Consider the following 26,077-nt stretch of genomic DNA (forward strand, 5'->3'; position numbering starts at 1 on the left):
CGCTTTAGCGATTACTCTGGTCCCATGCAAAGCAGTCCACCGCCGTAAGGGCCTCAGCCCTTACGGCGGTCCCACGCAAGTGGTTACTGTTATAGTGACGGTTGCCTGATAAGGGCGCAGTCCGCACAGCGCGGGCTGCGCCCTTCGCTATTTGGCGCCGGGACGTGCGGTGAAGGCGGTTCCGTGGCCCGTCAGGCCTGGTTTTGAACGCTGCGGTCGAGCACTGCGCCGTACGGGGTGGAACACTGTTCCACCGGCGCGCGCTGCGCTCAAGAAGAACAAGGAGTGGTCGTCATGCACGCCGGTGAGCGTCTGAACAGCATTACTCACCTCGTGGGCGCGATGTTGTCGGTAGCGGGACTCGTCTCGCTCGTGACACTCGCGGCGCTGGATCACGACGCGTATAAGGTCGTGAGCTTTGCGGTATACGGGGCGATGTTGTGCGCGCTGTACACGATCTCGACGCTGTATCACGGCGTGCGCGGCATACGCCTGAAGGCGGTGCTGCAAAAGTGCGACCATGCGGCGATCTATCTGCTCATCGCGGGCAGCTATACTCCGTTCACGCTCGTGACCCTGCGTGGGCCCTGGGGCTGGTCGCTCTTCGGCGTGAGCTGGGGGCTTGCGGCCCTTGGCATCGTTCAGGAACTCACGCTCGGGCGGCGCACGAGGGTGCTTTCGATGGTGCTCTACGTGGTGATGGGCTGGCTCGCGGTAGTGGCGGTTCGCCCGCTCGTCGAAGCCTTGCCGGCTGCGGGCACGGCGTGGCTGCTCGCCGGCGGCGTCATTTACAGCATCGGTATTTATTTTTTCGTCAATGACGAACGCATCCGGCACGGACATGGAATCTGGCATCTGTTCGTGCTCGCCGGGAGCGTCTGTCAATTCGTGAGCGTCGCGCGCTACGTCGCGTGACGCGTCAATGCGAAGACATCGCACGGCCGCCGCAGTGTCCGCGGCCGCACGATGCAACTTAACGCCAGACGACGGGTCTTGATAGACCCGTCCGTTCCATGAAGAAAAAACGCGGCGCGCGCACTGGCGCGCCGTCCGAACAACGCGAAAAAGCGGCTTCACCGGGCGCATTCAAACCCGGCAACACTGCTTTGGCTTCGCAGCGCGCCTTCGGGCCGCGAAGCGACGCCCGCGCTACTGCAATACAACAGGTGTTTATGTCTTTCGATTCTCTCGGCTTGTCCGAACCGCTGGTCCGCGCAGTCAACGAACTTGGGTACAGCACGCCCACGCCCATCCAGGCGCAAGCGATTCCCGCCGTGCTCGGCGGCGGCGACCTGCTCGCCGGCGCGCAAACCGGCACCGGCAAGACCGCCGGCTTCACGCTGCCGATCCTGCAACGCCTCACGGACATGCCGCCGGCAGCGAATGGCAAGCGCGTAGTGCGCGCGCTGATCCTCACGCCCACGCGTGAGCTCGCCGCGCAGGTCGAAGAGAGCGTGCGCGCCTACGGCAAGTATCTGAAGCTCAAGTCCACGGTGATGTTCGGCGGCGTGGGCATCAATCCGCAAATCGACGCGCTCAGGCGCGGCGTGGATATCGTGGTCGCGACGCCGGGTCGCCTGCTCGATCACATGCAGCAAAAGACGATCGATCTTTCGCAGCTCGAAATTCTCGTGCTCGACGAAGCCGACCGCATGCTCGACATGGGCTTCATCCACGACATCAAGCGCGTGCTCGCGAAGCTGCCGCCCAAGCGCCAGAACCTGCTTTTCTCGGCCACCTTCGCCGATGAGATCAAGGCGCTCGCCGACAGCCTGCTCGACTCGCCCGCGCTCATCGAAGTCGCGCGCCGCAACACCACGGCCGAAACCGTGGCGCAGAAGATCTATCCCGTCGACCGCGACCGCAAGCGCGACCTGCTCACGCACCTGATCCGCCAGCACAACTGGTTTCAGGTGCTCGTGTTCACGCGTACCAAGCATGGCGCGAACCGCCTCGCCGAGCAGCTCACGAAGGACGGCATCAGCGCGCTCGCGATTCACGGCAACAAGAGCCAGTCGGCACGCACTCGCGCATTGAGCGAGTTCAAGGACGGCACGCTCCAGGTGCTCGTCGCCACGGACATCGCCGCGCGCGGCATCGATATCGATCAACTTCCGCACGTCGTCAACTACGATCTGCCGAACGTGCCCGAGGACTACGTGCACCGCATCGGCCGTACCGGCCGCGCGGGCGCGACGGGCGAAGCCGTGTCGCTCGTGTGCGTGGACGAGCATCAACTGCTCAAGGACATCGAGAAGCTCATCAAGCGCGCGGTGCCCCAGGAGGTCATCCCGGGCTTCGAGCCGGACCCGAACGCGAAGCCTGAGCCGATCCAGCGCCGCAGCCAGCCCCAAGGGCGCTCGCCGCGCCAGGGGCAAGGCCAGGGCCGCGGTGCGTCGAATGGTGCGAATGCCACGAACGGCGGCCGCCCCGCGCAGGCGCGTGAATCGCGTGAATCGCGTGAATCGCGTGAATCGCGTGAATCGCGGGAATCGCGTGAGCCGCGCGGCGGTAATCGTGAAGGTGGCCGTGAAGGCGGCCGTGAAGGCGGCCGCGCGCAAGCGGCCAACGGTGGCGGCAACGGCGGCCAGCGCCCGGCCAAGCCGGCCTCGAACGGCGGCGGCGTGCGCACCGCCAAGCCCGTGAAGCAGCAAGGCGCGAATCACGGCGCACAAGGCACACGCGGCGAGCATACGCGCCGCGAAAGCCAGCGCGGCGTTTCGCACGAGAGCGCACTGGGCCGCCCGCAACAACGCAAGTCGCAAGGCAACCCGGGCGCGCTGCTCGGCGGCCGCCCAGGCGGCAATTCGCGCCGCGACGGCAACGGCCAGCGCGATCGCTGATCCTCGCGTCCAGAAACGAAAAAGCCCGCTCTAGAGCGGGCTTTTTGTTTTCGCGCGCGCCGATGTCCTAGCGGAAGAAGACGTGTTGCGTGATCTTCGCGAGCGGATAGTGCACGCCCGGCCGGATCTTCGCAGGCAGGTTGAGCGGCTTGAGCAGCATCTTCACGCACATGTCGGCGGACAGATTGTGGCGTACCAGCCTGTTCACGCGCGCGGTCAGTTCGCGGCTATAGGCTTCGTCGCGCACGCGGTCGGGGTAGCGGCCCGCGTACACATGGCGCAGCGCGATCTCGGAATCCTCGTTCTTGATCTCCATCACGCGGCGCAGGAGCGCGCCGAGTACGGCGAGACGCCCGTGCCCTTCTATCTGGTTGTACTTCTTGAAGTAGCTGAAAAAGTGCTTGTAGTGGCGCACTTCGTCGCTGCGGATGTTGCCGGTGATTTCCTTGAGCACGGGCTCGTCCGAATACTCGCCGATCGCGCGATAGAGCGTGGCGGTGCCGGTTTCGACCACACAGCGCGCAACCATTTCGAGCGCGCGCGTTTTCTCGAACTCCTCGAACGAACAGGTCTTCGAATACTCTTCGATGAAAGTCTGAAACGCCGCGTCCCAGTCGAACTCGGGCCACACGTACTGGATATACGTCTTCAGCGCGCGCCCATGCTGAAGCTCCTCGGGCTCCCATTCGCGGTTGAGCCACTCGGAGACCTCGGGGTCGCCGTTGAAGAACATGTTCAGGTTGCTGGTGTAAAGGTCGGAACCGCTTTCGATGAACGAAGAGGCGGCGAGGAGCAGCATCAGGTCTTCGTTCGCGGCGGCACGTTGACGGTCGATACGGGTGAGATCGATGTCTTCGATGCGCCAGGGCATCACATGGCGAGGCTCGTTATCGTTACGCATTGTGTCCTACTCCCGAAGCGGCGTTTTACGCTCACGACGCGCGGCACCTGGCCGGAAGCCCTAGGCCCGGCGAACTTCGCCAGTCACGCGCGGCGAACGTTACTAGCCATCCCTATTTCCATCTTAGCTGTAGTTTCGCGTAGCTGCAGTCACAAAGCACAGACCGAGCCTGGTCCGCACAGTTCCGGGAATAGACGACTTGTCCGCATTACGTCATGTGACGCCCAGCGGCAAAGGCGCAAACGGAATACCCGCAGGGATACCGTGTCCTCGATGCACTGGGCATCGATGCGGATTCGCTCGCCGCATGCGGCGATGCGGTAAGAACTTCAAGTGATTTCGCGAATCTGGACGGCTCGCAACACCGCTGCGTACGGGCTCGAATGTCAAAGGGAAAATTTTCGGGGCGTGGTTTGTACAACGCAGCGGCGTTGACTACACTCCAGTTCCCCGAGGTAGATCCCGGGCTGGATGCCGTTTTGGCCGCGCACAGGCGGTCCGCGCGGCCGGTCCCTCCAGTCAGTCGATCTGCACGGTCGCAGGCTTTCGCTCATACCACCGCATTCTTGTCGCTGCGCCGCCCTGCGGGCCGCAACCGGCGACCTCTGATGCGGCAACACGGAGAGAACGATGCTGAGTCCGCATGAATTCGCCACCCTGCTGCTAGTACAGGACGCCCCCAACCAGCTCGACATGGAGCGAGAAGAACTGGACGCCTTGCTCGAACGACAGCTCGTCCAACTGGAGCGCCTTGCATCTGGCCTTCAGCAATGGCGACTAACCGAAATCGGCGACTCTGCGTTGCGCGCCATCAAACGGTGTTCGTAGCCTGATCCCGCGGGCCGAGCACCCGCGCAGCCACAGGCTCCATTGCCCTTTATCGATTTGCGCGGACGCATGGATCGTCCGCCCGCCCGACTTGTCGGGCACGTCCCCGATGCAGGCGCACGGCAGTAGACGTACGCGCCTGCAGTGCATGGTCACGCGGACCCGCGCGCTTCATGCCCGCGTGACCATTTTTTTGCGCGTGCCTGCTTGCACTGCTTGCACGCGCGGACGCGCGCACCCTGCCGCGGCACTATCCGTCTATTCGCCTACCCGGCTCTCAGCGTGGGATCGACCGCTGCCCGCCAGCTCAGCGCCTGCGCGCGCTGCGTGTTGAGGAAGTTCACCCACTCACCCCGCGCCTCGCCGTTGCCGCTCTTGCCGAGCGCGGTGTATTGCTGCGCGAGCTGAGCCTGGAAGCCGCAAAACTGGTCCTGGGGCAGCCGGCCGCGCCGGTTCGCGACCCACGCGTCGAAAATGGCCGCGTAGACGCCCGGCGCATACGCACCGAAATCGACCGTCTGGCCGCCGCACATCTGCTGCAAAGCGGCGAGCGACGGTGCGCGCCCCCCGCCTTCCGGGTTCTGCGGCGCGCCCACGCACCCCGCGAGCAGCACGGCCGCACTGATCATTGCAATTGCACGCATGATTGCCTCGTTATCGTTTTCGGCTGGTTGGATCGACTCCATCCCGACTTGATTATTGTCGCACCGAGCCGCGCGAGCGACACCCTGGCCGTTCGGCCGAGTCGAGCGCAAATCGCTTTCGGGCTATGCTGGGTTCGATGCCACGCGCCTCGTTGCGCGCCGGTCGCCGCAATGCGTACCGCTGCGCACGCTCAAAGGAGACTGCACGATGCCTCAGTCGCACGCCGACTCGTACATCCTCGCGCTGGACCAGGGCACGACGAGTTCACGCGCCCTGCTGCTCGAGCGCAGCGGTGCAATCGTCGCGCTCGCGCAGAAGGAGTTCGCGCAACTCTACCCGCGGCCCGGCTGGGTCGAGCATGACCCGCGCGACATCTGGTCGAGCCAGGCAGGTGTCGCGGCCGAAGCGCTCACGCGCGCCGGCGTCGGTGCCGCCGCGATCGCGGGCATCGGCATCACGAACCAGCGCGAAACGACCATCGTGTGGGACCGGGCAACAGGTCAGCCCGTGTACAACGCCATCGTCTGGCAGGACCGCCGCACGTCCGGCTATTGCGACGAACTGAAAGCGCGCGGCCTCGAGCCGATGGTGCGCTCGAAAACCGGCCTGCCGATCGACGCGTACTTTTCGGCCACGAAAATCCGCTGGATTCTCGACCATGTCGAGGGTGCGCGCGAAAAAGCGCGCGCGGGCCGGCTCGCGTTCGGTACCGTCGACAGCTGGCTGCTGTGGCACTTCACGCGCGGCGCGCTGCACGCCACCGACGTCACCAACGCCGCGCGCACCATGCTCTTCGACATCCACACGCTGCGCTGGGACGACGACCTGCTCGCGCTCTTCGAGATTCCGCGCAGCATGCTGCCGGAAGTGCGTTCGTCATCAGAAGTCTATGCGCACACGGCGGCGTCGCTTTTCGCAGCCGAAATCCCGCTCGCCGGCGTGGCGGGCGACCAGCATGCGGCGCTCTTCGGACAAATGTGCATGCGCCCCGGCATGGTGAAGAACACCTACGGCACCGGCTGCTTTCTCGTGATGAATACCGGCGCGCAGCCTATCGAGTCGAGCCACAACCTCGTCACGACCATCGCATGGCAAGCGCTCGGGCAAACGCAATACGCGCTGGAGGGCAGCATCTTCATCGCGGGTGCGGTGGTGCAGTGGCTGCGAGACGGGCTCGGCATCATTCGCAGTGCAGCGGAAATCGAACCGCTCGCAGCCAGCGTGCCGCACAGCGACGGCGTGTACCTCGTGCCCGCGTTCGCCGGCCTTGGCGCGCCGCACTGGAACGCACATGCGCGCGGCACGCTGTTCGGGCTCACGCGCGGCACGACCGCGGCGCATATCGCACGCGCAGCGCTCGACTCGATTGCCTATCAGTCGTTCGACGTGCTCGCCGCCATGGAGGCCGATTCCGGTATGCGTGTGAACGAGCTGCGCGTGGACGGCGGCGCAAGCGCGAACGATCTGCTCATGCAGTTCCAGGCCGATCTGCTGGGCGTGAATGTGTTGCGGCCGCGCTCGAGCGAAAGCACTGCGCTGGGCGCGGGATATCTCGCCGGGCTCGCCGTGGGGTTCTGGCGCGATATCGATGAACTGCAGCAGCAGTGGAGCCTCGAGCGCCGCTTCACGCCCTCGTTGACGCGCGACGAGGCGGCAAGGTGCCTCGCCGGCTGGCAGCGCGCGATTGGCGCGGCAAAAGCGTGGGCCGACGCCGGCACGGCAAGCACAGCGGACGACAGCTGAGCATCGCAGGCCGCAAGTGCGCTGCGTGCAAAAAGCAAAAGCACGTATGATTGGGGGTTTCCATCTTCCCGCCTGCCTGGCTCAGGCGCGCGCACCGGCCGCTGGCCGCGCGTTGCCCGGCCTCTCGTTTCACGCATGATCGACCATCTCATCTGCGACTGTGACGGCGTGCTCGTCGACAGCGAAGTCATTGCCGACCGCGTTCTGTTCGATACGCTCAGCAGCACCTTTCCCGGCCTCGATTTTCACGCCGCCGTGAATGCGGCGTTCGGCCAGCAGACCTCGCGCTTTCTCGCCGACGTCGCCGCGCGCTTCAACCTCACGATGCCCGAGGACTTTCTCGAGACCATCGAACATCGTTGCGAAGCCGCCATTGCCGAATCGGTGAGCCCGATCAACGGCGTGCGCGACGCCCTGCGCCGGGTGACGCTGCCTCCCGCCGTCGTCTCGAACAGCCGGCTCACGCGCGTGCACGCCTCGGTGCGGCGCGCCGGGCTCGACACGATCTTCGGCGAGCGCATCTTCAGCGCCGAGCAGGTTGCGCGGCCCAAGCCTTATCCGGACGTGTACCTGCACGCGGCGAAGCAGCTCGGCGTGGAGCCGGCGCGCTGCATCGTCGTCGAAGACAGCATTTCGGGTTTGAATGCCGCGCGCGCGGCTGGCATGAAGACGATCGCATTCGTGGGCGCGAGCCACATTCCTTCGGGCTACGCCGACGTGCTGCGCGAGATGGGCATCACGCGCATCATGGCGCACATGGAAGAGTTGCCGGCGCTCGTCGAGGCCGGCGTGCGCGGCGAATTCGGCGACGTGCAGTCGTAAGGCTGCTGCATACTCCGCAATGAAAAAAGACGCGGCGCCCATCGGCGCCACGTCCCTCACCCTGCTACTTTCGGCGCGCCTCAGGCCGGCTCGGCGCAGCGCTCGCGCGCCACGGCGAGCGACTCGCGAAACGCCACGAGTTCGGCAATCGACAGTACCGGCAGATTGTGCAGCTTGGCGAAATCGTCGACCTGCTTGCCGCGCGCCATCGTCCCATCCGGGTTCATCAGCTCGCACAGCACGCCGGCAGGCGCGAGGCCTGCAAGCACCGCCAGATCGACGGTACCTTCGGTGTGGCCGCGGCGCGCCAGCACGCCGCCCTTCTGGGCGCGCAGCGGGAACACGTGGCCAGGGCGCACGATATCGGCAGGCTTCGCGTTCGGGGCAATCGCGGCGCGGATCGTCGTCACGCGGTCCGCAGCCGAAACGCCGGTGCTCACACCGTCGCGCGCTTCGATCGAGACCGTGAACGCGGTGCGGTTGCGGCTCTCGTTGTGGGCCACCATCGGCGGCAGTTCGAGCGCGCGCACTTTTTCGTCAGACAGACACAGGCACACGATGCCGCTGCATTCGCGGATGAAAAGCGCCATCGTTTCGGGCGTGAGGCGTTCAGCGGCGACGATCAGGTCGGCCTCGTCCTCGCGGTCGTGGTCGTCCTGCAGCACGACCGGGCGGCCTTCGCGCATGGCTTGCAACGCGGCGGCAATGCGCGGCGGCACCGGCTCGGAATCGATGAACGGGAGATCGGCGGCGGCGTCGAGCGGCGCGCCCTGGGATGAAGCGAGAGTGGTACTGGCAGTAAGGGACATGTGAAACGCTCCTCGCGAGAGTTAGGCGAAAAACGTTTCAGGGCATTGCAAACAGACAGGAATCCCCGGCACGCGTGATTCGGCAGTGATGAGCCGCGCCCCGAAAATGGGGACGCACACGCACCGGCCGAAACACCGCGGCGGATGGGCAAACATGACCATCTGCACATCTTCTTTCATCCGGACTATGACCGTCGGCTCTGGCTTCGCACCAGATCTGCTGACCCTGCGCACGACACAATGAGGCTCGCGCAGGCGCTCGCGGGCTCGTCGACCTTGCCTTTCGGCGCGGCCGGCATACCGCCGGTGGGGAATTTCGCCCCGCCCTGAAGACGCACTGATTACCGGCTTATTACCTGACTTAACCGGCGGGCAAAGCATACAACAGGCTGCGCAACTGTGCAGCGCGAAAACTTGCGACTAGACGATGTTCTCGAAGGCGCGACGCGGTTCATGCCGGCTGCGCCGCCACGGCCGGTACGTCCCAGCGCGGCGGCGTCTCGGCGTTGAGCGTCACGCGAAACACGCGCGCCTCGGTGTCGCCAGGGTTGCGCAGGCTATGCGGCTGGTCGGCGTCGAATACGATCGCGTCGCCGGTTGCGAGCAGTTGGCGCCGATCGTGCACGCTCACTTCGAGCGTGCCCTCGCTCACCACGAGGTTCACCGTCGTGCCCGGCGGCCGGCGCACGCCGGGTTCGGTGTGCAGCGGCGCGATGCGCAGTTCGTGGAATTCGGCGGCGGCGGGCTCCCCTTCCGGATAGAGCGCGCGCGCCGAATAACGGCCGTCGGCGGAAACGAGACGCGACGCCCGCTCGGCGGGCAAATGCTCGAAGCCGTTCACGGCATGCCGCCGCAGGAACGCCGAAACCGAGACCTTGAGCGCCGCCGCCACCTTGCACAGCACCTTGATCGACGGCACGCTGCGCGCCGACTCGACTTGAGCGAGCATCGCGCGCGAGACCCCTGAGGCGCGTGCGAGCGCATCGAGCGAAAGCTGGCGTTCGGCGCGCAGCCGGGCAAGGTTCACGCCCACGAGATGCTCAAGCGTCTCGTAAGATCCTTCGGTGTGCGCAATATCGGGTTGTGCATCGCGTACGAGCGCGAGGGGTGAATGCATGGCTGCCTCCAGGCAGCGCCGCGTCATTGCGGCGCAAGAGCATGAATGGAGGCAAGACTAGCATCGCGATTTGCCGCGCCCAACGAAGTTATCTTCACACTGTTATCAGCATTGCAGAGCGCGAATCGTGGATTACTTTCGCGCCCTGCGCATAAGGCGCATTGCCTTCTGCGCGGCCTAGCGCCTTGCCCTCGTCAGGTGCTCACGTGTTCTGCCGCGCCGCCACGTGCGCATCGCGCAGCGGAACGGCGCGCGTGTCGAGCCGCGCCGCGGCCCATGTGAGCACGAACGCCGCCACCGAGACGGCCGCGGCCACCCACGGCAGCGAGTCGAGCGCCACGCCGTGCGCAATGGCGAGACCGCCCATCGACGCGCCCATTGCGTTACCCACGTTGAACGCGCCGATGTTCAGCGTCGAGGCGAGATTCGGCGCCGCCGCGGCCTTCGCGACCACGCGCATCTGCAACGGCGGCACGGTCGCGAACGCGGCAATGCCCCACACGAATACGGTGATCGCGGCGGGCCACATGGCATGGCTCGTCTTCGTGAAGATCGCCATGACCACGGCGAGCACCACGAGAATGCCCATGAGCGAAGGCATCAGCGCGCGGTCCGCGAGCTTGCCGCCCAGTGTGTTGCCAAGCGTCAGGCCCACGCCGAACAGCACGAGCATCAGCGTCACGCCGCGCGGCGAGAATCCACCCACCTGTTCGAGAATCGGCGCGATGTAGGTGAACACGACGAACACGCCGCCAAAGCCGAGTACCGTCATGCCGAGCGCGAGCCACACCTGCGGGTCGCGCAGCACGCGCACTTCGTGGCCGAGCCCGGCCGGACCGCTGTCGTGATGGTTCGGCACCAGAGCCGTCACGCCCACGAGCGAAATCACGCCAAGGCCGCTCACGATCCAGAACGCCACGCGCCAGCCGAACTGCTGGCCGATGGCGGTGCCGAACGGCACGCCCAGCACGGTGGCGAGCGTGAGCCCCGTGAACATCAGCGCGATGGCGCTCGCGCGCTTTTCCTGCGGGACGAGCGAGGCGGCCACCACGGCGCCGATGCCGAAGAACGAGCCGTGTGCGAACGAGGCGACGACGCGCGCGACCATCAGCAGCGAATAGTTCGACGCGACCGCGCACATCACGTTGCCGACGATGAACACGCCCATCAGCAGTTGCAGCGCGAGCTTGCGCGGCATGCGGCTCGTCAGCGCGGCAAGCAGCGGCGCCCCGGCCGCCACGCCGAGCGCATAGCCGGTGACGAGCAGGCCCGCGGCGGGAATCGTCACGTTCAGATCGCGCGCCACATCGGGCAACAGGCCCATGATGAGGAACTCGGTGGTGCCGATGGCAAAGGCGCTGATGGCCAGTGCGAGCAAGGGGATAGGCATCGAAATCTCCGAAAATCAGCCTGGATTCAAATGAGCTTCAACGGCGTACAGCGGCCATCAAACTGCCGCGCCAACCGGTAGCGACGTCACGAACTCGACGACGACACCTGGCGCAAGCGCGACGAACAGCTGTACTTCCGCACTCGCGGGCGCCTCCGCCAGCTGGTACGGCACACGGTGCGCGGCAAGCCGCTCGCCGAGCGCGCGCCACTCAGCGCCTGATGCCACGCGAAACGCCACGTGGTCGATGCGCGGCGCCACGAGTGCGGGCGATCCGCCGGGCAACCGGGCAGGCTCGGTCGCATCGACCAGATGGATGACCGGGCGGCCGTTCGCGTAGAGCCAGCGGCCGTCCACGCGAAACGGCGGACGCGGGCCGTCTTCGAGGCCGACGATGTCGCGAAAGAAGCGGCATGTGCCTTCGAGGTCTGGAGTGACGAGGGTGACGTGATCGAGTTGCATGGCGTGCGGGCCGAGGCCGTTGTACTGAAAACACGCGCATTGTCGCGGCTACGCTCAAATTTGATAATTGGCGTAGTATTTGAATCATTTTCAATCTATTTCTAATAATCGCGCGATGGACAATCTCGGCGACGTGCGCCTGTTCGTGGAGGCGGCCCGCCTCGGCAGCCTTTCCGCGGCGGGCCGCAAGCTCGGCCTTACGCCCGCCGCCGCCAGCGCCCGGCTCGCGCGGCTCGAGGCGGAGCTTCGTGCGCGGCTTTTCGACCGCACGACCCGCCAGTTGCGCCTCACCGACGAAGGCCGCCTCTACCTCACCTGCAGCGAGCACGCGCTGCGCTCGCTCGACGACGCCAAAGCGGCCTTGCAAGAGGGCCAGAACGCGGTGCGCGGCAAGGTGCGCATTTCGGCGACCTCGGATTTCGGCCGCAATTTGCTGATGACCTGGCTAGACGAATTCCGCGCCCTCTATCCCGATGTGCGCTTCGCGCTGATGCTGACCGACTCGCTCTCGAATCTCGTGCTCGAAGACATCGATCTCGCGATCCGCTTCGGCACGCCGCAGGACAGCTCGCTCGTGGCGCGCTGGCTCGCGCCGAACCGCCGCGTGCTGTGCGCCTCGCCCGAGTACATCGCGCGCTGCGGCGAGCCGCGGGAGCCGAACGATCTGGCCCGTTTCGACTGCATCGTGATCGGCTCGGCGGCGGGGCCGGTGAACGAATGGCGCTTTACGCGCGGCAGCGACTCGCAGACCGAAACGCAGACCTATACGGTGCCGCTCGAGGGCGCGCTCGAATCCACGGATGGCGAAGTGGCGCGCCAGTGGGCGCTGTGCGGCTACGGCCTCGCGGTGAAGTCGATCTGGGATGTCGCGGACGATCTGCGCGCCGGGCGGCTCAAGACCGTGATGCCCGAGTGGCGCTACCCCGACGCGCCGCTGCACGCGCTCTATCACCGCAACCGCTTTCTCGCGCCGCGCGTACGGGCGCTGCTCGATTTCCTCACCGAGCGTTTCGCGCAGACTTCGGGCGAACTGGAAGCGCTCGTCCCCTGCACGGATCCGGCCGAAGCGACGCAAAGCCGCAGACGCAAACGGATATAATGTTGGATTGCGCAGAAAGCGATCCGCAGCCGCATACGCATTGGCCAATATAGGCAAACGCGGCACCGGCAAAAAAGCGAAAAAGAAGTGAAAAGCAACGCGGAACGTCCCCAACGCATTGCCGGAAACAGGATGCCATCGCCGGTCTGATAGCCGGTCTCCCCGCATCCCGATTCGGCCCCCATAAAACACCGTAGTCCTGACGTGCAGACCGTGCATCACGCGCGTGCATCAAGCGGACGACGCCCCCAGGTCAACCACTGCGAACGGCGAAACCCGATGACCAAGAAAGTTTATGTAAAGACCTTTGGCTGCCAGATGAACGAGTACGACTCCGACAAGATGGTCGACGTACTCGGCGCCGCCGAAGGCCTCGTGAAGACCGACACCCCCGAAGACGCGGACGTCATCCTCTTCAACACCTGCTCGGTGCGCGAAAAGGCGCAGGAGAAGGTCTTCTCCGACCTCGGCCGCGTGCGCGAGTTGAAGGAAGCGAACCCGAACCTGCTAATCGGCGTAGGCGGCTGTGTGGCGAGCCAGGAAGGCGCGGCGATCGTCGCGCGCGCGCCGTATGTGGACCTCGTGTTCGGCCCGCAAACGCTGCACCGCCTGCCGCAGATGATCGACGCGCGCCGCGCCTCGGGCCGTGCGCAGGTGGACATCAGCTTCCCCGAAATCGAGAAGTTCGACCATCTGCCGCCCGCGCGCGTGGAAGGCCCGAGCGCGTTCGTCTCGATCATGGAAGGCTGCTCGAAATACTGCAGCTACTGCGTCGTGCCCTACACGCGCGGCGAGGAAGTCTCGCGTCCGCTCGACGACGTGCTCACCGAAATCGCGGGCCTCGCCGACCAGGGCGTGCGTGAAGTCACGCTGCTTGGCCAGAACGTCAACGCCTATCGTGGCGCGCTCACGAATGGCGCGCACGACGTCGCCGACTTCGCCACGTTGATCGAATACGTCGCCGAAATCCCCGGCATCGAGCGCATCCGCTACACGACTTCGCACCCGAAGGAATTCACGCAGCGCCTGATCGACACCTACGCGAAGGTGCCCAAGCTCGTGAGCCACCTGCATCTGCCGGTGCAGCACGGCTCGGACCGCGTGCTCATGGCGATGAAGCGCGGCTACACCGTGCTCGAGTACAAGTCGATCATCCGCAAGCTGCGCGCGATCCGCCCGGACCTGTCGCTCTCCACGGACTTCATCGTCGGCTTCCCCGGCGAGACCGAAGAGGACTTCCAGAAGATGATGGCGCTCGTCGAAGAGATGAGCTACGACACGAGCTTCTCGTTCATCTACAGCCCGCGCCCGGGTACGCCCGCCGCGAATCTCGAAGACGATACGCCGCGCGAGGTGAAGCTCAAGCGCCTGCAGCACCTGCAGGCCACGATCGAAGAGAACGTGGCGCGCATCAGCCAGTCGATGGTTGGCCGAGTCGAGCGCATTCTCGTCGAAGGCCCTTCGCGCAAGGACCCGAGCGAACTATCGGGCCGCACGCAGAACAACCGCGTGGTGAACTTCCCGGCGCCGCTCGCTTCGCATGCTCGCCTGATCGGACAGATGATCGACGTGAAGATCAACCACGCGTACCCGCACTCGCTGCGCGGCGAACTCGTGCTCGCGCACGAAGACGCTTCGACGCTCGCGCATTAATCGGCTCGGCGCACCCAGCCAGGAATTCAGGAGTTCAGAGACACCTTGAAGCCCAATCAGCAGCATCTGGAATTCACCGCGCCGCGCGACGACAACGCGCGGCTCGCCAACCTCTGCGGCCCGCTCGACGAAAACCTGCGCCAGATCGAGCAAGCGCTCGACGTGACGCTCGCGCGGCGCGGCCATCGCATCACCATTCGCGGGCGTGGCGCCAAGCTGGCGCTCGCGGCGCTCGAGAACTTCTACAACCAGGCGCGCGATCCGCTCTCCGTCGACGACATTCAGCTCGCGCTCGTCGAAGCCCGGCACCCTGCGAACTTCGGCGGCAATTCGGCGAACGATCCGCGCGGCAATGGCAGCGGCGGCGTGCGCGGCAATGTGAATGGCGGCAATAGCGGTGGCAACGACGCTTCCGAGATCGACCCACGCTTTCGCGGCGACCCCGATCATCCGTTCGACGAGCCCGCGAGCGACGGCGTCGATGTCGAGGAACTGGGCCCGAAGCTCTACACGCGGCGCGCCGACCTGCGCGGCCGCACGCCTGCGCAGCGCGAGTATCTGAAGCAGATCATCTCGCACGACGTGACGTTCGGCATCGGCCCCGCGGGCACCGGCAAGACCTATCTCGCCGTGGCCTGCGCCGTGGACGCGCTCGAGCGCGACCAGGTCAAGCGCATCGTGCTCACGCGTCCGGCCGTGGAAGCGGGCGAGCGTCTGGGCTTCCTGCCCGGCGATCTGTCCCAGAAGGTCGATCCGTATCTGCGTCCGCTGTACGACGCGCTTTACGATCTGCTCGGCTTCGACAAGACCGCGAAGATGTTCGAGCGCCAGATGATCGAAATCGCGCCGCTCGCCTACATGCGCGGGCGCACGCTCAATCACGCGTTCATCATTCTCGACGAGGCGCAGAACACCACGCCCGAGCAGATGAAGATGTTCCTCACGCGTATCGGCTTCGGCTCGAAGGCGGTCGTGACCGGCGACACCACGCAGATCGACTTGCCGCGCGGCCACAAGAGCGGCCTGATCGAAGCGCAGCATGTGCTGAAGGACGTGCGCGGCATCGCCGTCACGCACTTCACGAGCGCGGACGTCGTGCGCCATCCGCTGGTCGCGCGTATCGTCGAGGCGTATGACGCGCATTCGAAAAAGGACGAAGGCGTCGGCGACGCGCGGTAACGCCGCCGCCTGCGTCGCTTCATAGCTCGAGCCCCATGCCCCGCGCACCAAAACTCAAACTGACTGTGCAGTTCCCCGCCGCGAAGGCGTTCCCCGAGCACAAGGCCGCGCTGCCGCGCGCCACCGTGGCGGCGTGGCTCAAGGCCGCGCTCTTCGCGGACGCGGAACTGGCCGTGCGTTTCGTCGACGCCGAGGAAGGCCGCACGCTCAACCGCACCTATCGCGGCAAGGACTACGCGACCAACGTACTCACCTTCGCGTACGCGGAGAGCGAGGACGATCCGGTCACGGGCGATCTGATCCTGTGCTGCCCCGTGGTGGAAAAGGAAGCCGCCGAGCAGGGCAAGCCGCTCGCCGCGCACTACGCGCATCTGCTCGTGCACGGCGCGCTGCACGCGCAGGGTTACGATCACGAAGACGAGACCGAAGCCGAAGAGATGGAAGGCATCGAGACCGAGGTGCTCAACTCGCTAGGCTTTCCTGATCCGTACAAGTAAGCCTCCGCCATGAACGACAAACGCACGCCCGACTTCGCCGAACCCTCAGCACTGCCCGAGGCGGGCGATGCGAGCGTGCCCTGCCCCGGCTACCCACCGGCGCTCGGCGAGTCGCGGCTCCTGAGCGAAGACGAGTTGCACGCCTCGCTCGCCTGCACGCTGCAAGCGAAAGGTTGGGACGGCGCGAGCGACATCTGGCTCTTCGGCTATGGCTCGCTGATCTGGAACCCAGGGCTGCCCACGGCCGAGAACGTGCGTTCGCGCGTGCACGGCTACCATCGCGGGCTGTACCTGTGGTCGCGCGTGAACCGCGGCACGCCCGAGCAGCCCGGCCTCGTCCTCGCGCTCGACCGTGGCGGCTCGTGCGCGGGCGTCGCGTTCCGCCTCGCCGCCGAGGGCGTGATGCCGCACCTCGAAGCGCTCTGGCGCCGCGAGATGCCGATGGGCTCGTACCGCCCCGCCTGGCTGCCCTGCGTGCTCGCGGACGGCCGCCGCGTCGACGCGCTCGCGTTCGTCATGCGGCGCGATGTGGCGTCTTACACCGGCAAGCTTTCCGAAGCCACGGTGCGCACCGTGTTCGGCTGCGCGTCGGGCCGCTACGGCACGACGCTCGACTACGTGCGCCGCACCGTCGATGCACTGCGCGAGAGCGGCATGCGCGACCGCGCGCTGGAGCGGCTGCTCGCGCGTTGCGCCTGAGGCCGCGTTTCCGAGGTTGCGCTTCTCAGGTTGCACTTCCCAGGTTGACCGGACGGCGGCTGCGTCACGGCGCGCCGCTTTTTCGTCCACCGGGCGGCCACGCCGCATCTGCGTTAGGATGGATCTGCCGGTGTGTGCCCAATGTGGGGCATTACACGGTCGCGCCACAGGCATGTTGTATCCTTAACCCTCCGCAACAGCGCGCCCTGCCCCCAGCGGCAAAGGGCGCACCACCATGAACGACTCTTATCCCAGTCGACGCCAGACCGACAAACCGCAGGAAAAGCGCTCCCTACTCGAGCGGCTGACCGACTTCATCTCGCCCGAGCCCGACTCTCGCAGCGAGCTTCTCGAAATCCTCCAGGACGCGCACGCGCGCAATCTGATCGACGCCGATTCGCTTTCGATGATCGAAGGCGTGTTCCAGGTGTCCGAGCTTTGCGCGCGCGACATCATGATCCCGCGCGCCCAGATGGACGCGATCAACATCGCCGAAAGTCCTGACGAATTCATTCCGTTCGTGCTCGAGAAAGCGCACTCGCGCTACCCCGTGTACGACGGCAACCGCGACAATGTGATCGGCGTGCTGCTCGCGAAAGACCTGCTGCGCTACTACGCCGAAGAGGAATTCGATGTGCGCGGCATGCTGCGCCCGGCCGTGTTCATCCCCGAGTCCAAGCGCCTGAACGTGCTGCTGCACGACTTTCGCCAGAACCGCAATCACATCGCCATCGTCGTGGACGAATATGGCGGCGTGGCCGGTCTCATCACGATCGAGGACGTGCTGGAGCAGATCGTGGGCGACATCGAGGACGAGTACGACTTCGACGAGGAAAGCGGCAACATCATCGCCTCGCCCGACGGGCGGTTCCGCGTGCGCGCGCTCACCGAAATCGAACAGTTCAACGAGGCGTTCGGCACCCATTACTCCGATGAGGAAGTGGATACGATCGGCGGCTTCGTCACGAATCACTTCGGGCACGTGCCGCATCGCGGAGAGAAGGTGCGCATCGACGACCTGATCTTCGAGGTGCTGCGCGCCGACGCGCGCCAGGTTCACATGCTGCTGGTGCGGCGCGACCCGATGGCAGGACAGCGCGAAGCCGCGCTGCAGCCGCCGGGCACCTGACGAAACGCGAGCGCGCCTCCTCTGCGCAGATGACGCCAGCCTCCGGGCTGGCGTTTTTGTTTCGAGCGCGCGCACGCTCCGATCCGTCCCCAGGAGACCATCCCGGTACCGTCGCACGAAAGTGCTATCGTTGCGCTCGTCGCGCAATCCGCGCTCGCGCTTTTCCGCGCGCTTTCTATCGCATTCCACCGCACCGCATGGCCGAACCGATCGATACCCGCACGCGCACCGAGACGCGCGCGAGCGAAACCACCCAAGGCGCCGCGCGCCGCGCGCTGCCCTTCTGGCACTATCTCGCCGCCGCCGCGCTGGGCGCGCTCAACACGCTGTCGTTCGCGCCCACGCCGCACGGCGGCTGGCTCGCCATTGCGATCTTTGCGCTGTTCTACTTCTGGCTCACGCGCACCACCGGCTGGAAGAGCGCGCTCTTCACGGGCTGGGCGTTCGGCTTCGGCAACTTCGTGAGCGGCGTGTGGTGGCTCTACGTGAGCATGCACTTCTACGGCGGCATGCCCGCGGTGCTCGCGGGCGCCGCGCTCGTGCTGTTCTCGCTTTACTTAGGCCTGTATCCGGCGCTCGCCGCGCTCGTCTGGTCGTTTTGCGCGGGACACGCGAAGAATGGCCGCAGCGGCGAGTTGCCGTTCTCGCCCACCTGGCACGGCGCCTTCGCGTTCGCAAGCGCGTGGGCGCTCGGCGAATGGGCGCGCGGCTATGTGTTCACCGGTTTTCCCTGGCTTTCGAGCGGCTACGCGCAAGTGGACGGTCCACTCGCCGGTTTTGCGCCGATCGTGGGCGTGTATGGCGTGGGCTGGGTGCTCGCGCTCGTCGCGGCGCTCATCGCGCAGGCGGTTTTGCGCGCGAGCGACGTGAAAGGCCAAGGCGGCATGGCGCCCCGGCGCGGCGCAGTGGCGACGCCGGCGCTGCTCGCGCTCGCTGTGATCGCCGCCGGCCTGCTGCTCTCGCTCGTCTCGTGGACGCAACCCTCCGGCACGCCGCTCAACGTGCGGCTGCTGCAAGGCAACGTCAAGCAGGATATGAAGTTCTCGGAGCAGGGCACGATCGACGCGCTCAACGAGTTCCAGAAGCTGATTACCGAAAAGCCCGCCGATCTCGTCGTCACGCCCGAAACCGCGGTGCCGGTGCTCGTGCAGGAAATTCCCCAGAAGTTCGGCCGCGATGTTCGCGCCTTCGCCGACGGCACCAACACGGCCATCCTGTTCGGCGCAGTGGGCGGCACGATCACGTCCGATGGGCGCGTGATCGACTACACCAACAGCCTCTTCGGCATCACGCCGGGCCAGAACGGCCTCTATCGCTACGACAAGCATCACCTCGTGCCCTTCGGCGAATTCGTGCCCTGGGGCTTCCGCTGGTTCGTCAATCTCATGAACATCCCGCTCGGCGACTTCGCACGCGGGGCGCCCGTGCAGCCGCCCTTCCGCGTGCACGGTGAGTTCGTGGCGGTGAACATCTGCTACGAGGACATCTTTGGCGAGGAGATCGCGCGCACCGTGCGCGAGAGCCCGACCTCGCCGGGCATCCTCATCAACTCGACGAACCTCGCGTGGTTCGGCGACACCATCGCGCTCGACCAGCACCTACAGATCGCGCGCATGCGCTCGCTCGAAACCGGCCGCCCGATGCTGCGCGCGACCAATACGGGCGCCACCGCCGCCATCGACGCGAAAGGCCGCGTGATCGCTCGCCTGCCCACGTTCACGGTGGGCTCGCTCGACGTGAAAGTGGAAGGCACGAGCGGCTTCACGCCCTACGTGACGAGCGGCAACAACACGGTGATCGCCATTTCGTTGCTGCTGCTGGCGCTCGGCTTTGCGTTCGGACCGGCTTTCAAGGGCGCGAAGGAACGCAAGCCGGCGAACGGAAAATAAGCCGCGCGCAAAGGACACGAAACCTCGCGCTGACGACACAACCACACCGCTGCCGGCCGCCCGAACCCCGTCCAGGTCTCAAGGCTCCGGCAATCCGGTAAAATTCAACGTTTTAGCACCTGGCCGCCTCCGGCCCGGGCCACGCAAGGGGAATGGGGCAAAGCGGAACATCGCTGCCCCGCCGGCGCGCTCGCCTGGCGGGCCGCCGCATTCCGCCCCCGAAAGCCCGAAAGACACTGCAGGCACACATGCTCACGTTTCAGCAAATCATCCTGACGCTCCAGTCTTACTGGGACAAGCAGGGCTGCGCACTGCTCCAGCCGATCGACATGGAAGTCGGCGCCGGCACCTCGCACGTCCACACCTTCCTGCGCGCAATCGGCCCCGAGCCATGGCGCGCGGCCTATGTGCAGCCCTCGCGCCGCCCGAAGGACGGCCGCTACGGCGAGAACCCGAACCGTCTGCAGCACTACTACCAGTACCAGGTGGTGCTCAAGCCCGCGCCGGAGAACATTCTCGACCTGTACCTCGGCTCGCTTGAGGCGCTCGGCTTCGACCTGAAGCAGAACGACGTCCGCTTCGTCGAAGACGACTGGGAGAACCCGACGCTCGGCGCCTGGGGCCTCGGCTGGGAAGTGTGGCTCAACGGCATGGAAGTCACGCAGTTCACCTACTTCCAGCAGGTGGGCGGCATCGACTGCAAGCCGGTGCTCGGCGAGATCACTTACGGTCTCGAGCGTCTCGCGATGTATCTGCAGAAGGTCGAGAACGTCTACGACCTCGTCTGGACCGAGTGGGAAGAGCAAGGCCCGAACGGCCCGGAAATGCGCCGCCTCACGTATGGCGACGTCTACCACCAGAACGAAGTCGAGCAATCGACCTACAACTTCGAGCACGCGAACGTCGACCTGCTGTTCACGTTCTTCAATGCGTACGAAAGCGAAGCGAAGCGCATGATCGATCTGCAGCTCGCGCTGCCCGCGTACGAACTCGTGCTCAAGGCCGGCCACACGTTCAACCTGCTCGACGCGCGCGGCGCAATCTCCGTGACGGAGCGCGCAGCGTACATCGGCCGCATTCGCGCGCTTTCGCGCAGCGTGGCGCAGTCGTACTACGAGTCGCGTGAGAAGCTCGGCTTCCCGATGCTCGGCAACCCCGTGCACGGCGTGCCTGGCCTCACCACCGACGAACAGGACGCCGCGATGCCCGCCTGGGCGCCGCCGCTGAAGGTCGAACGCAAGTTCGACGAGGCATGACCGGATCTCAAGAACAATGACGCAAGCTCATCACGCCACTCTCCTCGTCGAACTGCTGACCGAGGAACTGCCGCCGAAGGCCCTCGCGCGCCTGGGCGACGCGTTCGCCGAAGGCATTGCGCAACGCCTCGCCGCGCGCGACCTGATCGAAGGCGATCTCTCGTTCGAACGTTACGCGACGCCGCGCCGCCTCGCCGTCACCATCAAGAACGTGCGCAGCGTCGCGCCCGAAAAGCAGGTGCGCGAAAAAGTGCTGCCCGTTTCGGTCGCGCTCGACGCCAACGGCCAGCCCACCGCGCCGCTCGCGAAGAAGCTCGCGGCACTTGGCTTCCCTGATTTCCCCGTGAGCGACCTCGAGCGCGCGAGCGACGGCAAGAACGAAGCGTTCTTCCTGCGCTACTCGGCGCCGGGCGCCACGCTCGCCGACGGCCTGCAAGCCGTGCTCGACGAAGCGCTCGGCAAGCTGCCGATCCCGAAGGTCATGACCTACCAGCGCCCGGACGGCAGCAACGTCCAGTTCGTGCGTCCGGTGCATCGCCTCACGGTGCTGCACGGTGACCAGATCGTGCCGGTCACGGCATTCGGCGTCGACGCAGACGACACCACGCGCGGCCACCGCTTCCTCTCCGAAGGCCTGATCGCCATCCAGCACGCCGACGAGTACGCGCACACGCTCCAGCACAAGGGCTTCGTGATCGCGAGCTACGCCGATCGCCGCGAGTCGATCCGCGCGCAACTCATCGAGCAGGCCGGCAGCGACAAGGTCGTCATGCCCGAGTCGCTGCTCGACGAAGTGAATTCGCTCGTCGAATGGCCGGTCGTGTACGCGTGCAAGTTCGAGGACGAATTCCTGCAAGTGCCGCAGGAATGCCTGATCCTCACGATGCAGACGAACCAGAAGTACTTCGCGCTCACCGATGATCAGGGCCGGCTGCGCTCGCGCTTCCTGATCGTCTCGAACATCGCGACGCAAACGCCCGACGAGATCGTCGAGGGCAACGAGCGCGTGGTGCGCCCGCGTCTGGCCGACGCGAAGTTCTTCTTCGAGCAGGACAAGAAGAAGCCGCTGGCCGACCGTGTGCCGCTGCTCGCGAACGTGGTGTATCACAACAAGCTCGGCTCGCAGCTGCAACGCGTGGAGCGCCTCGAAGCGCTCGCCGGTCGGATCGCCCTGATGTGCAGCGCCGATATCGCGCTCGCGGAACGCGGCGCGCGCCTCGCGAAGGCCGACCTGTTGACCGACATGGTAGGCGAGTTCCCCGAGCTGCAAGGCACGATGGGCACCTATTACGCGCGCCACGACGGCGAGCCCGAAGAAGTGGCGATTGCGTGCTCCGAGCACTACCAGCCGCGCTTCTCCGGCGACACCCTGCCCGCCACCACGACGGGCACGATCGTCGCGCTCGCGGACAAGCTGGAAACGCTCGTCGGCATCTGGGGCATCGGCCTTGCGCCCACGGGCGAAAAGGATCCGTTCGCGCTGCGCCGTCACGCGCTGGGCGTGCTGCGTATTCTCGTCGAGAAGCAGCTGCCGCTCGACCTCGTCGAGCTGCTGCGCGCCACCAACGCGCAATTTGCCGGCATCGAGGCCGTGACGGAGTCGACCCAGGCCATCTACGAGTTCTGCATGGACCGTCTGCGCGGCATGCTGCGCGAACGCGGCTTCGCGGCCACCGAAGTGGACGCGGTACTCGCACTGAACCCCACGCGCTTCGACGACATCGTTTCGCGTCTGGATGCGGTGCGCGAATTCGCAGCGCTCGCGGAAGCGGCCTCGCTCGCGGCGGCCAACAAGCGCATCTCGAACATCCTCAAGAAGTCCGAGGGTGCGGAAGACGCCGGCGTGCAGATCGCCCTCTTCGTCGAATCCGCCGAGAAGGCGCTCTACGCGCAGCTCGAACAGGTTGCGCCGCGCGTGGAAACGCAACTCGCCGCACGCGAGTACACGGGCGCGCTCACCGCGCTCGCCGCGCTGCGCGAAACCGTGGACACGTTCTTCAACGACGTGATGGTCAACGCCGAAGACCCGGCGCTGCGTGCGAACCGCCTTGCGCTGCTCAAGGCGCTGCATCGCCAGATGAACAGCGTCGCGGACATCTCGCGACTCGCTGCATAAGCGGACACATGCGGAACTGAGCGAAACGCCATGCCGACCAGCACCACCAGAAAACTCGTGATCCTCGACCGCGACGGCGTGATCAACGTCGACTCCGACGCGTTCATCAAGTCGCCGGACGAATGGGTCGCGATACCCGGCAGCCTCGAAGCGATCGCACGCCTGAACCAGGCGGGCTATCGCGTCGCGGTGGCGTCGAACCAGTCGGGCATCGGGCGCGGACTGTTCGACATGGCCGCGCTCAATGCCATGCACGCGAAGATGCACCGCCAGGCGGCAGCCGTGGGCGGCCGCATCGACGCCGTGTTCTTCTGCCCGCACACGGCGCAGGACCACTGCGAGTGCCGCAAGCCGCAGCCGGGCATGCTCAAGATGATCGCGGAACGCTTCGAGATCGAACCGGCCGATACGCCGGTGGTGGGCGACTCGCTGCGCGACCTCCAGGCTGGCGCGGTGCTCGGCTTTCGCACGCACCTCGTGCGTTCGGGCAAGGGCGAGAAGACGCTCGCCGCCGGCGGCCTGCCCGAAGGCACGCTGATCCACGACGACCTGCGCGCTTTCGCGCTCGACTTTCTCGCGAACGTCACTGCGTAAAGGCGCAGGCGGCTTACGCGAACATTAAACCGGCTCGACCGATGCGCTTTCTCCGCTCCCTGCTGCTGTTCATCTATTTCATCGTCTACACGATGCCGTACGCCACGGCGTGCTTTATCGCGTTCCCGTTCATGAACGCGACGCGGCGCTACTGGATGGCCGTGGGCTGGTGCCGCTCCACGCTCTTCGTTGCGCGCCACCTCAATGGCATTCGCTACCGCATCGAGGGTATGGAGAACCTGCCCGACGGGCCGGCAGTGCTGCTTTCGAAGCACCAGTCCGCATGGGAGACGCTGGCGTTCCCCGCGCTCATGCCGCGGCCAATGTGCTATGTGTTCAAGCGCGAGCTGCTGTTCGTGCCGTTCTTCGGCTGGGCGCTGGGCATGCTGAAGATGGTTCACATCAACCGCAAGGAAGGCAAGAACGCATTCACTTCGGTGATACGCCAGGGCAAGCAGCGCATGGCCGAAGGCGCATGGGTGATCATGTTCCCCGAAGGCACGCGCATTCCGGTTGGCAAGCAGGGCAAGTACAAGACCGGCGGCCCGCGCTTCGCCATCGAAACGGGGGCGCCCGTGGTGCCGATCGCGCACAACGCGGGCCACGTCTGGCCCCGAAACTCGTTCATCAAATATCCGGGTATAGTCACGGTGTCGATCGGCAAGCCGATCGAGACGACCGGACTCACGCCCGACGAAGTGAACACGCGCGTGGAAACGTGGATCGAAACGGAAATGCGGCGGATCGATCCTGAGGCGTATCGCGAAACGGATGGCGCAGCGGCGAAAGCGGCACGGATTTGAGGCGCAGAGCGTGCTCGCTCGCATCGCGCGAAGCGTAGTGGCGCGGATGTGGGCGCTGCTCGCCGCACGGCTGGGCGCGCCGCGCAACACTGCGCCAGAAGCCCCGCGCAAACGCCGCGCACGCCCACCCGCACCAGGCCTGACGATGCAGAAGTCCCCCACGCCGCGCCCAAACGCGGCACTCGACAACCGGCAACTCGACTTGCCGCTCTTTGCTGAACCGGCGCCTGTCGTGGCGCCCGATGCGTCCTCTCCCTCTCTCACACCGCTGCCTGCCACTCCGCCATCGCCCGACAAGCCCGGCAAGGCACCGCTTGCGCCGGATGGCACGCGGCTGCGTACTGTCGCGCTTGGCGCGCGTACGCTGCATTACCGGCTCAAGCGCTCGTCGCGCAAATCGATCGGGTTCGTGATCGACGGCACCGGGCTCAGCATCACGGCGCCCCGGTGGGTCACGATCGCCGATATCGAGACTGCTATCGCCGAGAAGCAGCGATGGATCTTCGCCAAGCTCGCCGAATGGCAAACGCGCACGGAGCAGCGTGCCCTGCCGCGCGTGGATTGGAGCGATGGGGCTGAGCTGCCGTTTCTTGGCAAGCCGATTACGGTGAAGCTGGGGGCTTCTTTGCTCGCGTTCGATCAGGAGACGCGCGTGCTTGCGTTGCCCCTGCCGCCGCATGCCGACGCGCAGCAGATCAAGGACCGCGTGACTGGGTGGCTTCAGGGTGAAGCGACGCGGATATTCGGTGAGCGGCTCGACGTGTATGCCGAGAAGCTTGGCGTCTCGTTTCGGTCTTACGCGCTTTCTTCGGCAGCGACGCGATGGGGCAGTTGTTCAAGCGAAGGGAGAATTCGCTTGAACTGGCGGTTGATTCACTTTCCGCTCTCCGTCGTGGACTATGTGGTGGCGCATGAGCTCGCGCATTTGCGCGAGATGAATCACAGCCCGAGGTTCTGGCAAACGGTGGAGTCGATTTTTCCGGAGTTCCGCGAGGCGAGGAAGCAGCTCAAGCAGCATCCGCCGGAGATGGTGCCGGGGATGTGATATCCCCATTACGAGTTCGCGAATTCCAGCTGAATTTCAATTCATTCGCAGTTCGAAGCAATTCACCGAAGAAACAGGCTGGATTGCCAGCCTGCACTACCAACGTCCTTACTTCTTCCGCTGAATGAACTCGATCTTGTACCCATCCGGATCGGTCACGAACGCGATTACCGTGCTCCCATGCTTCATCGGGCCGGCTTCGCGCACCACTGTCCCGCCCTGCTCCTTGATCTTCGCGCAGGCGGCGTAGGCATCCTCCACCTCGACCGCCAGATGGCCGAAGCCAGTCCCAAGATCGTACGAAGCCGTATCCCAGTTATGCGTGAGTTCGATCACGGTGCCGTCGCGCTCGTCCGTGTACCCGACGAAGGCCAGCGTGAACTTGCCATCCGAGTAGTCTTCGCGGCGCAGCAGTTTCATGCCGAGCAGTTCGGTATAGAACTTGATCGAGCGATCGAGGTCGCCGACCCGAATCATCGTGTGCAGCAGGCGCATGGTGTACTCCGTTTTGCCGTCGTCAAAAAACGGACTGTACCAAAAACGGGCCAGCCCTGCCGA

At 65.6% G+C, this 26,077-nt stretch carries 24 protein-coding genes and 1 riboswitch; of the genes, 17 read left to right on the forward strand and 7 right to left on the reverse strand.

Going from position 1 to position 26,077, the window contains the following annotated elements:
• Window positions 1–294: 294 nt before the first annotated feature.
• Entirely contained in the window at window positions 295–915 is a 621-nt protein-coding gene (gene trhA, locus E1N52_RS11425) for a PAQR family membrane homeostasis protein TrhA (protein ID WP_133182853.1), read from the forward strand.
• 257 nt (window positions 916–1,172) lie between these two features.
• Window positions 1,173–2,843: a DEAD/DEAH box helicase gene (locus E1N52_RS11430; protein ID WP_133182855.1), complete on the forward strand. Its 1,671-nt coding sequence runs from the start codon at window positions 1,173–1,175 to the stop codon at window positions 2,841–2,843.
• A 67-nt stretch (window positions 2,844–2,910) separates the two neighbouring features.
• On the opposite strand, the gene E1N52_RS11435 is transcribed toward E1N52_RS11430, so the two are convergent.
• Window positions 2,911–3,744, reverse strand: a complete 834-nt coding sequence (locus E1N52_RS11435) for a ferritin-like domain-containing protein (RefSeq protein WP_342777843.1) — start codon at window positions 3,742–3,744, stop codon at window positions 2,911–2,913.
• A 630-nt stretch (window positions 3,745–4,374) separates the two neighbouring features.
• Here E1N52_RS11435 and E1N52_RS11440 point away from each other — a divergent pair.
• Window positions 4,375–4,572 (forward strand): hypothetical protein, encoded by a 198-nt coding sequence (locus E1N52_RS11440; RefSeq protein ID WP_028205977.1) that lies wholly within the window; start codon window positions 4,375–4,377, stop codon window positions 4,570–4,572.
• Between the two features lie 266 nt (window positions 4,573–4,838).
• Here E1N52_RS11440 and E1N52_RS11445 read toward each other — a convergent pair whose 3' ends face one another.
• Window positions 4,839–5,216 carry a hypothetical protein gene (locus E1N52_RS11445; protein ID WP_205965602.1) on the reverse strand — a complete coding sequence of 126 codons (378 nt, stop codon included), beginning with the start codon at window positions 5,214–5,216 and terminating at the stop codon, window positions 4,839–4,841.
• A gap of 208 nt (window positions 5,217–5,424) precedes the next feature.
• On the opposite strand from E1N52_RS11445, the gene glpK reads away from it, so the two are divergent.
• Window positions 5,425–6,960 (forward strand): glycerol kinase GlpK, encoded by a 1,536-nt coding sequence (gene glpK, locus E1N52_RS11450; RefSeq protein ID WP_133182857.1) that lies wholly within the window; start codon window positions 5,425–5,427, stop codon window positions 6,958–6,960.
• A 135-nt stretch (window positions 6,961–7,095) separates the two neighbouring features.
• Complete coding sequence (locus tag E1N52_RS11455) at window positions 7,096–7,782, forward strand: HAD family hydrolase (protein WP_133182858.1); 687 nt, start codon at window positions 7,096–7,098, stop codon at window positions 7,780–7,782.
• 80 nt (window positions 7,783–7,862) lie between these two features.
• On the opposite strand, the gene ribB is transcribed toward E1N52_RS11455, so the two are convergent.
• The 4 genes from ribB to E1N52_RS11475 form a co-directional block, all read right to left on the reverse strand.
• Window positions 7,863–8,591, reverse strand: a complete 729-nt coding sequence (ribB, locus tag E1N52_RS11460) for a 3,4-dihydroxy-2-butanone-4-phosphate synthase (RefSeq protein ID WP_133182860.1) — start codon at window positions 8,589–8,591, stop codon at window positions 7,863–7,865.
• Window positions 8,592–8,755: 164 nt separating this feature from the next.
• Window positions 8,756–8,929: riboswitch (FMN riboswitch) on the reverse strand.
• Between the two features lie 113 nt (window positions 8,930–9,042).
• The gene (locus E1N52_RS11465; protein ID WP_133182862.1) at window positions 9,043–9,708 is read right to left on the reverse strand and encodes a helix-turn-helix domain-containing protein; all 666 of its coding nucleotides are present in this window, start codon (window positions 9,706–9,708) and stop codon (window positions 9,043–9,045) included.
• Between the two features lie 202 nt (window positions 9,709–9,910).
• On the reverse strand, window positions 9,911–11,098 hold the full coding sequence (locus tag E1N52_RS11470; protein WP_133182864.1) for an MFS transporter: 1,188 nt from the start codon (window positions 11,096–11,098) through the stop codon (window positions 9,911–9,913).
• Window positions 11,099–11,155: 57 nt separating this feature from the next.
• Window positions 11,156–11,560: a VOC family protein gene (locus E1N52_RS11475; RefSeq protein WP_133182866.1), complete on the reverse strand. Its 405-nt coding sequence runs from the start codon at window positions 11,558–11,560 to the stop codon at window positions 11,156–11,158.
• A gap of 115 nt (window positions 11,561–11,675) precedes the next feature.
• Here E1N52_RS11475 and E1N52_RS11480 point away from each other — a divergent pair, with 115 nt between their 5' ends.
• From E1N52_RS11480 to E1N52_RS11535, 12 genes are all read left to right on the forward strand, one after another.
• Window positions 11,676–12,659, forward strand: a complete 984-nt coding sequence (locus E1N52_RS11480; RefSeq protein WP_133182868.1) for a LysR family transcriptional regulator — start codon at window positions 11,676–11,678, stop codon at window positions 12,657–12,659.
• Window positions 12,660–12,938: 279 nt separating this feature from the next.
• The gene (gene miaB / locus E1N52_RS11485) at window positions 12,939–14,312 is read left to right on the forward strand and encodes a tRNA (N6-isopentenyl adenosine(37)-C2)-methylthiotransferase MiaB (protein WP_133182869.1); all 1,374 of its coding nucleotides are present in this window, start codon (window positions 12,939–12,941) and stop codon (window positions 14,310–14,312) included.
• Between the two features lie 45 nt (window positions 14,313–14,357).
• Window positions 14,358–15,491: a PhoH family protein gene (locus tag E1N52_RS11490; protein WP_133182871.1), complete on the forward strand. Its 1,134-nt coding sequence runs from the start codon at window positions 14,358–14,360 to the stop codon at window positions 15,489–15,491.
• A 35-nt stretch (window positions 15,492–15,526) separates the two neighbouring features.
• On the forward strand, window positions 15,527–15,988 hold the full coding sequence (gene ybeY, locus E1N52_RS11495; protein WP_028205986.1) for an rRNA maturation RNase YbeY: 462 nt from the start codon (window positions 15,527–15,529) through the stop codon (window positions 15,986–15,988).
• Between the two features lie 9 nt (window positions 15,989–15,997).
• Window positions 15,998–16,687 carry a gamma-glutamylcyclotransferase gene (locus E1N52_RS11500; RefSeq protein ID WP_133182873.1) on the forward strand — a complete coding sequence of 230 codons (690 nt, stop codon included), beginning with the start codon at window positions 15,998–16,000 and terminating at the stop codon, window positions 16,685–16,687.
• A gap of 235 nt (window positions 16,688–16,922) precedes the next feature.
• The gene (locus E1N52_RS11505; protein WP_133182875.1) at window positions 16,923–17,816 is read left to right on the forward strand and encodes a CorC family transporter; all 894 of its coding nucleotides are present in this window, start codon (window positions 16,923–16,925) and stop codon (window positions 17,814–17,816) included.
• Window positions 17,817–18,013: 197 nt separating this feature from the next.
• On the forward strand, window positions 18,014–19,705 hold the full coding sequence (lnt, locus tag E1N52_RS11510) for an apolipoprotein N-acyltransferase (RefSeq protein WP_133182877.1): 1,692 nt from the start codon (window positions 18,014–18,016) through the stop codon (window positions 19,703–19,705).
• 248 nt (window positions 19,706–19,953) lie between these two features.
• Entirely contained in the window at window positions 19,954–20,961 is a 1,008-nt protein-coding gene (glyQ, locus tag E1N52_RS11515) for a glycine--tRNA ligase subunit alpha (protein WP_133182879.1), read from the forward strand.
• Window positions 20,962–20,977: 16 nt separating this feature from the next.
• Complete coding sequence (gene glyS / locus E1N52_RS11520; RefSeq protein WP_133182881.1) at window positions 20,978–23,077, forward strand: glycine--tRNA ligase subunit beta; 2,100 nt, start codon at window positions 20,978–20,980, stop codon at window positions 23,075–23,077.
• A 30-nt stretch (window positions 23,078–23,107) separates the two neighbouring features.
• Entirely contained in the window at window positions 23,108–23,671 is a 564-nt protein-coding gene (gmhB, locus tag E1N52_RS11525) for a D-glycero-beta-D-manno-heptose 1,7-bisphosphate 7-phosphatase (protein WP_133182883.1), read from the forward strand.
• Window positions 23,672–23,712: 41 nt separating this feature from the next.
• Window positions 23,713–24,474 (forward strand): lysophospholipid acyltransferase family protein, encoded by a 762-nt coding sequence (locus E1N52_RS11530; RefSeq protein WP_133182884.1) that lies wholly within the window; start codon window positions 23,713–23,715, stop codon window positions 24,472–24,474.
• A gap of 145 nt (window positions 24,475–24,619) precedes the next feature.
• A complete protein-coding gene (locus E1N52_RS11535; protein WP_133183015.1) occupies window positions 24,620–25,519 on the forward strand; it encodes a M48 family metallopeptidase in 900 nt (299 codons plus the stop codon).
• A 108-nt stretch (window positions 25,520–25,627) separates the two neighbouring features.
• Here the strand turns inward: E1N52_RS11535 and gloA are convergent, their stop codons facing one another.
• Entirely contained in the window at window positions 25,628–26,014 is a 387-nt protein-coding gene (gene gloA, locus E1N52_RS11540) for a lactoylglutathione lyase (protein ID WP_133182886.1), read from the reverse strand.
• Window positions 26,015–26,077 lie beyond the last annotated feature (63 nt).

The sequence above is a fragment of the Paraburkholderia guartelaensis genome (assembly GCF_004353905.1).
In the GTDB taxonomy this organism is placed as follows: domain Bacteria; phylum Pseudomonadota; class Gammaproteobacteria; order Burkholderiales; family Burkholderiaceae; genus Paraburkholderia; species Paraburkholderia guartelaensis.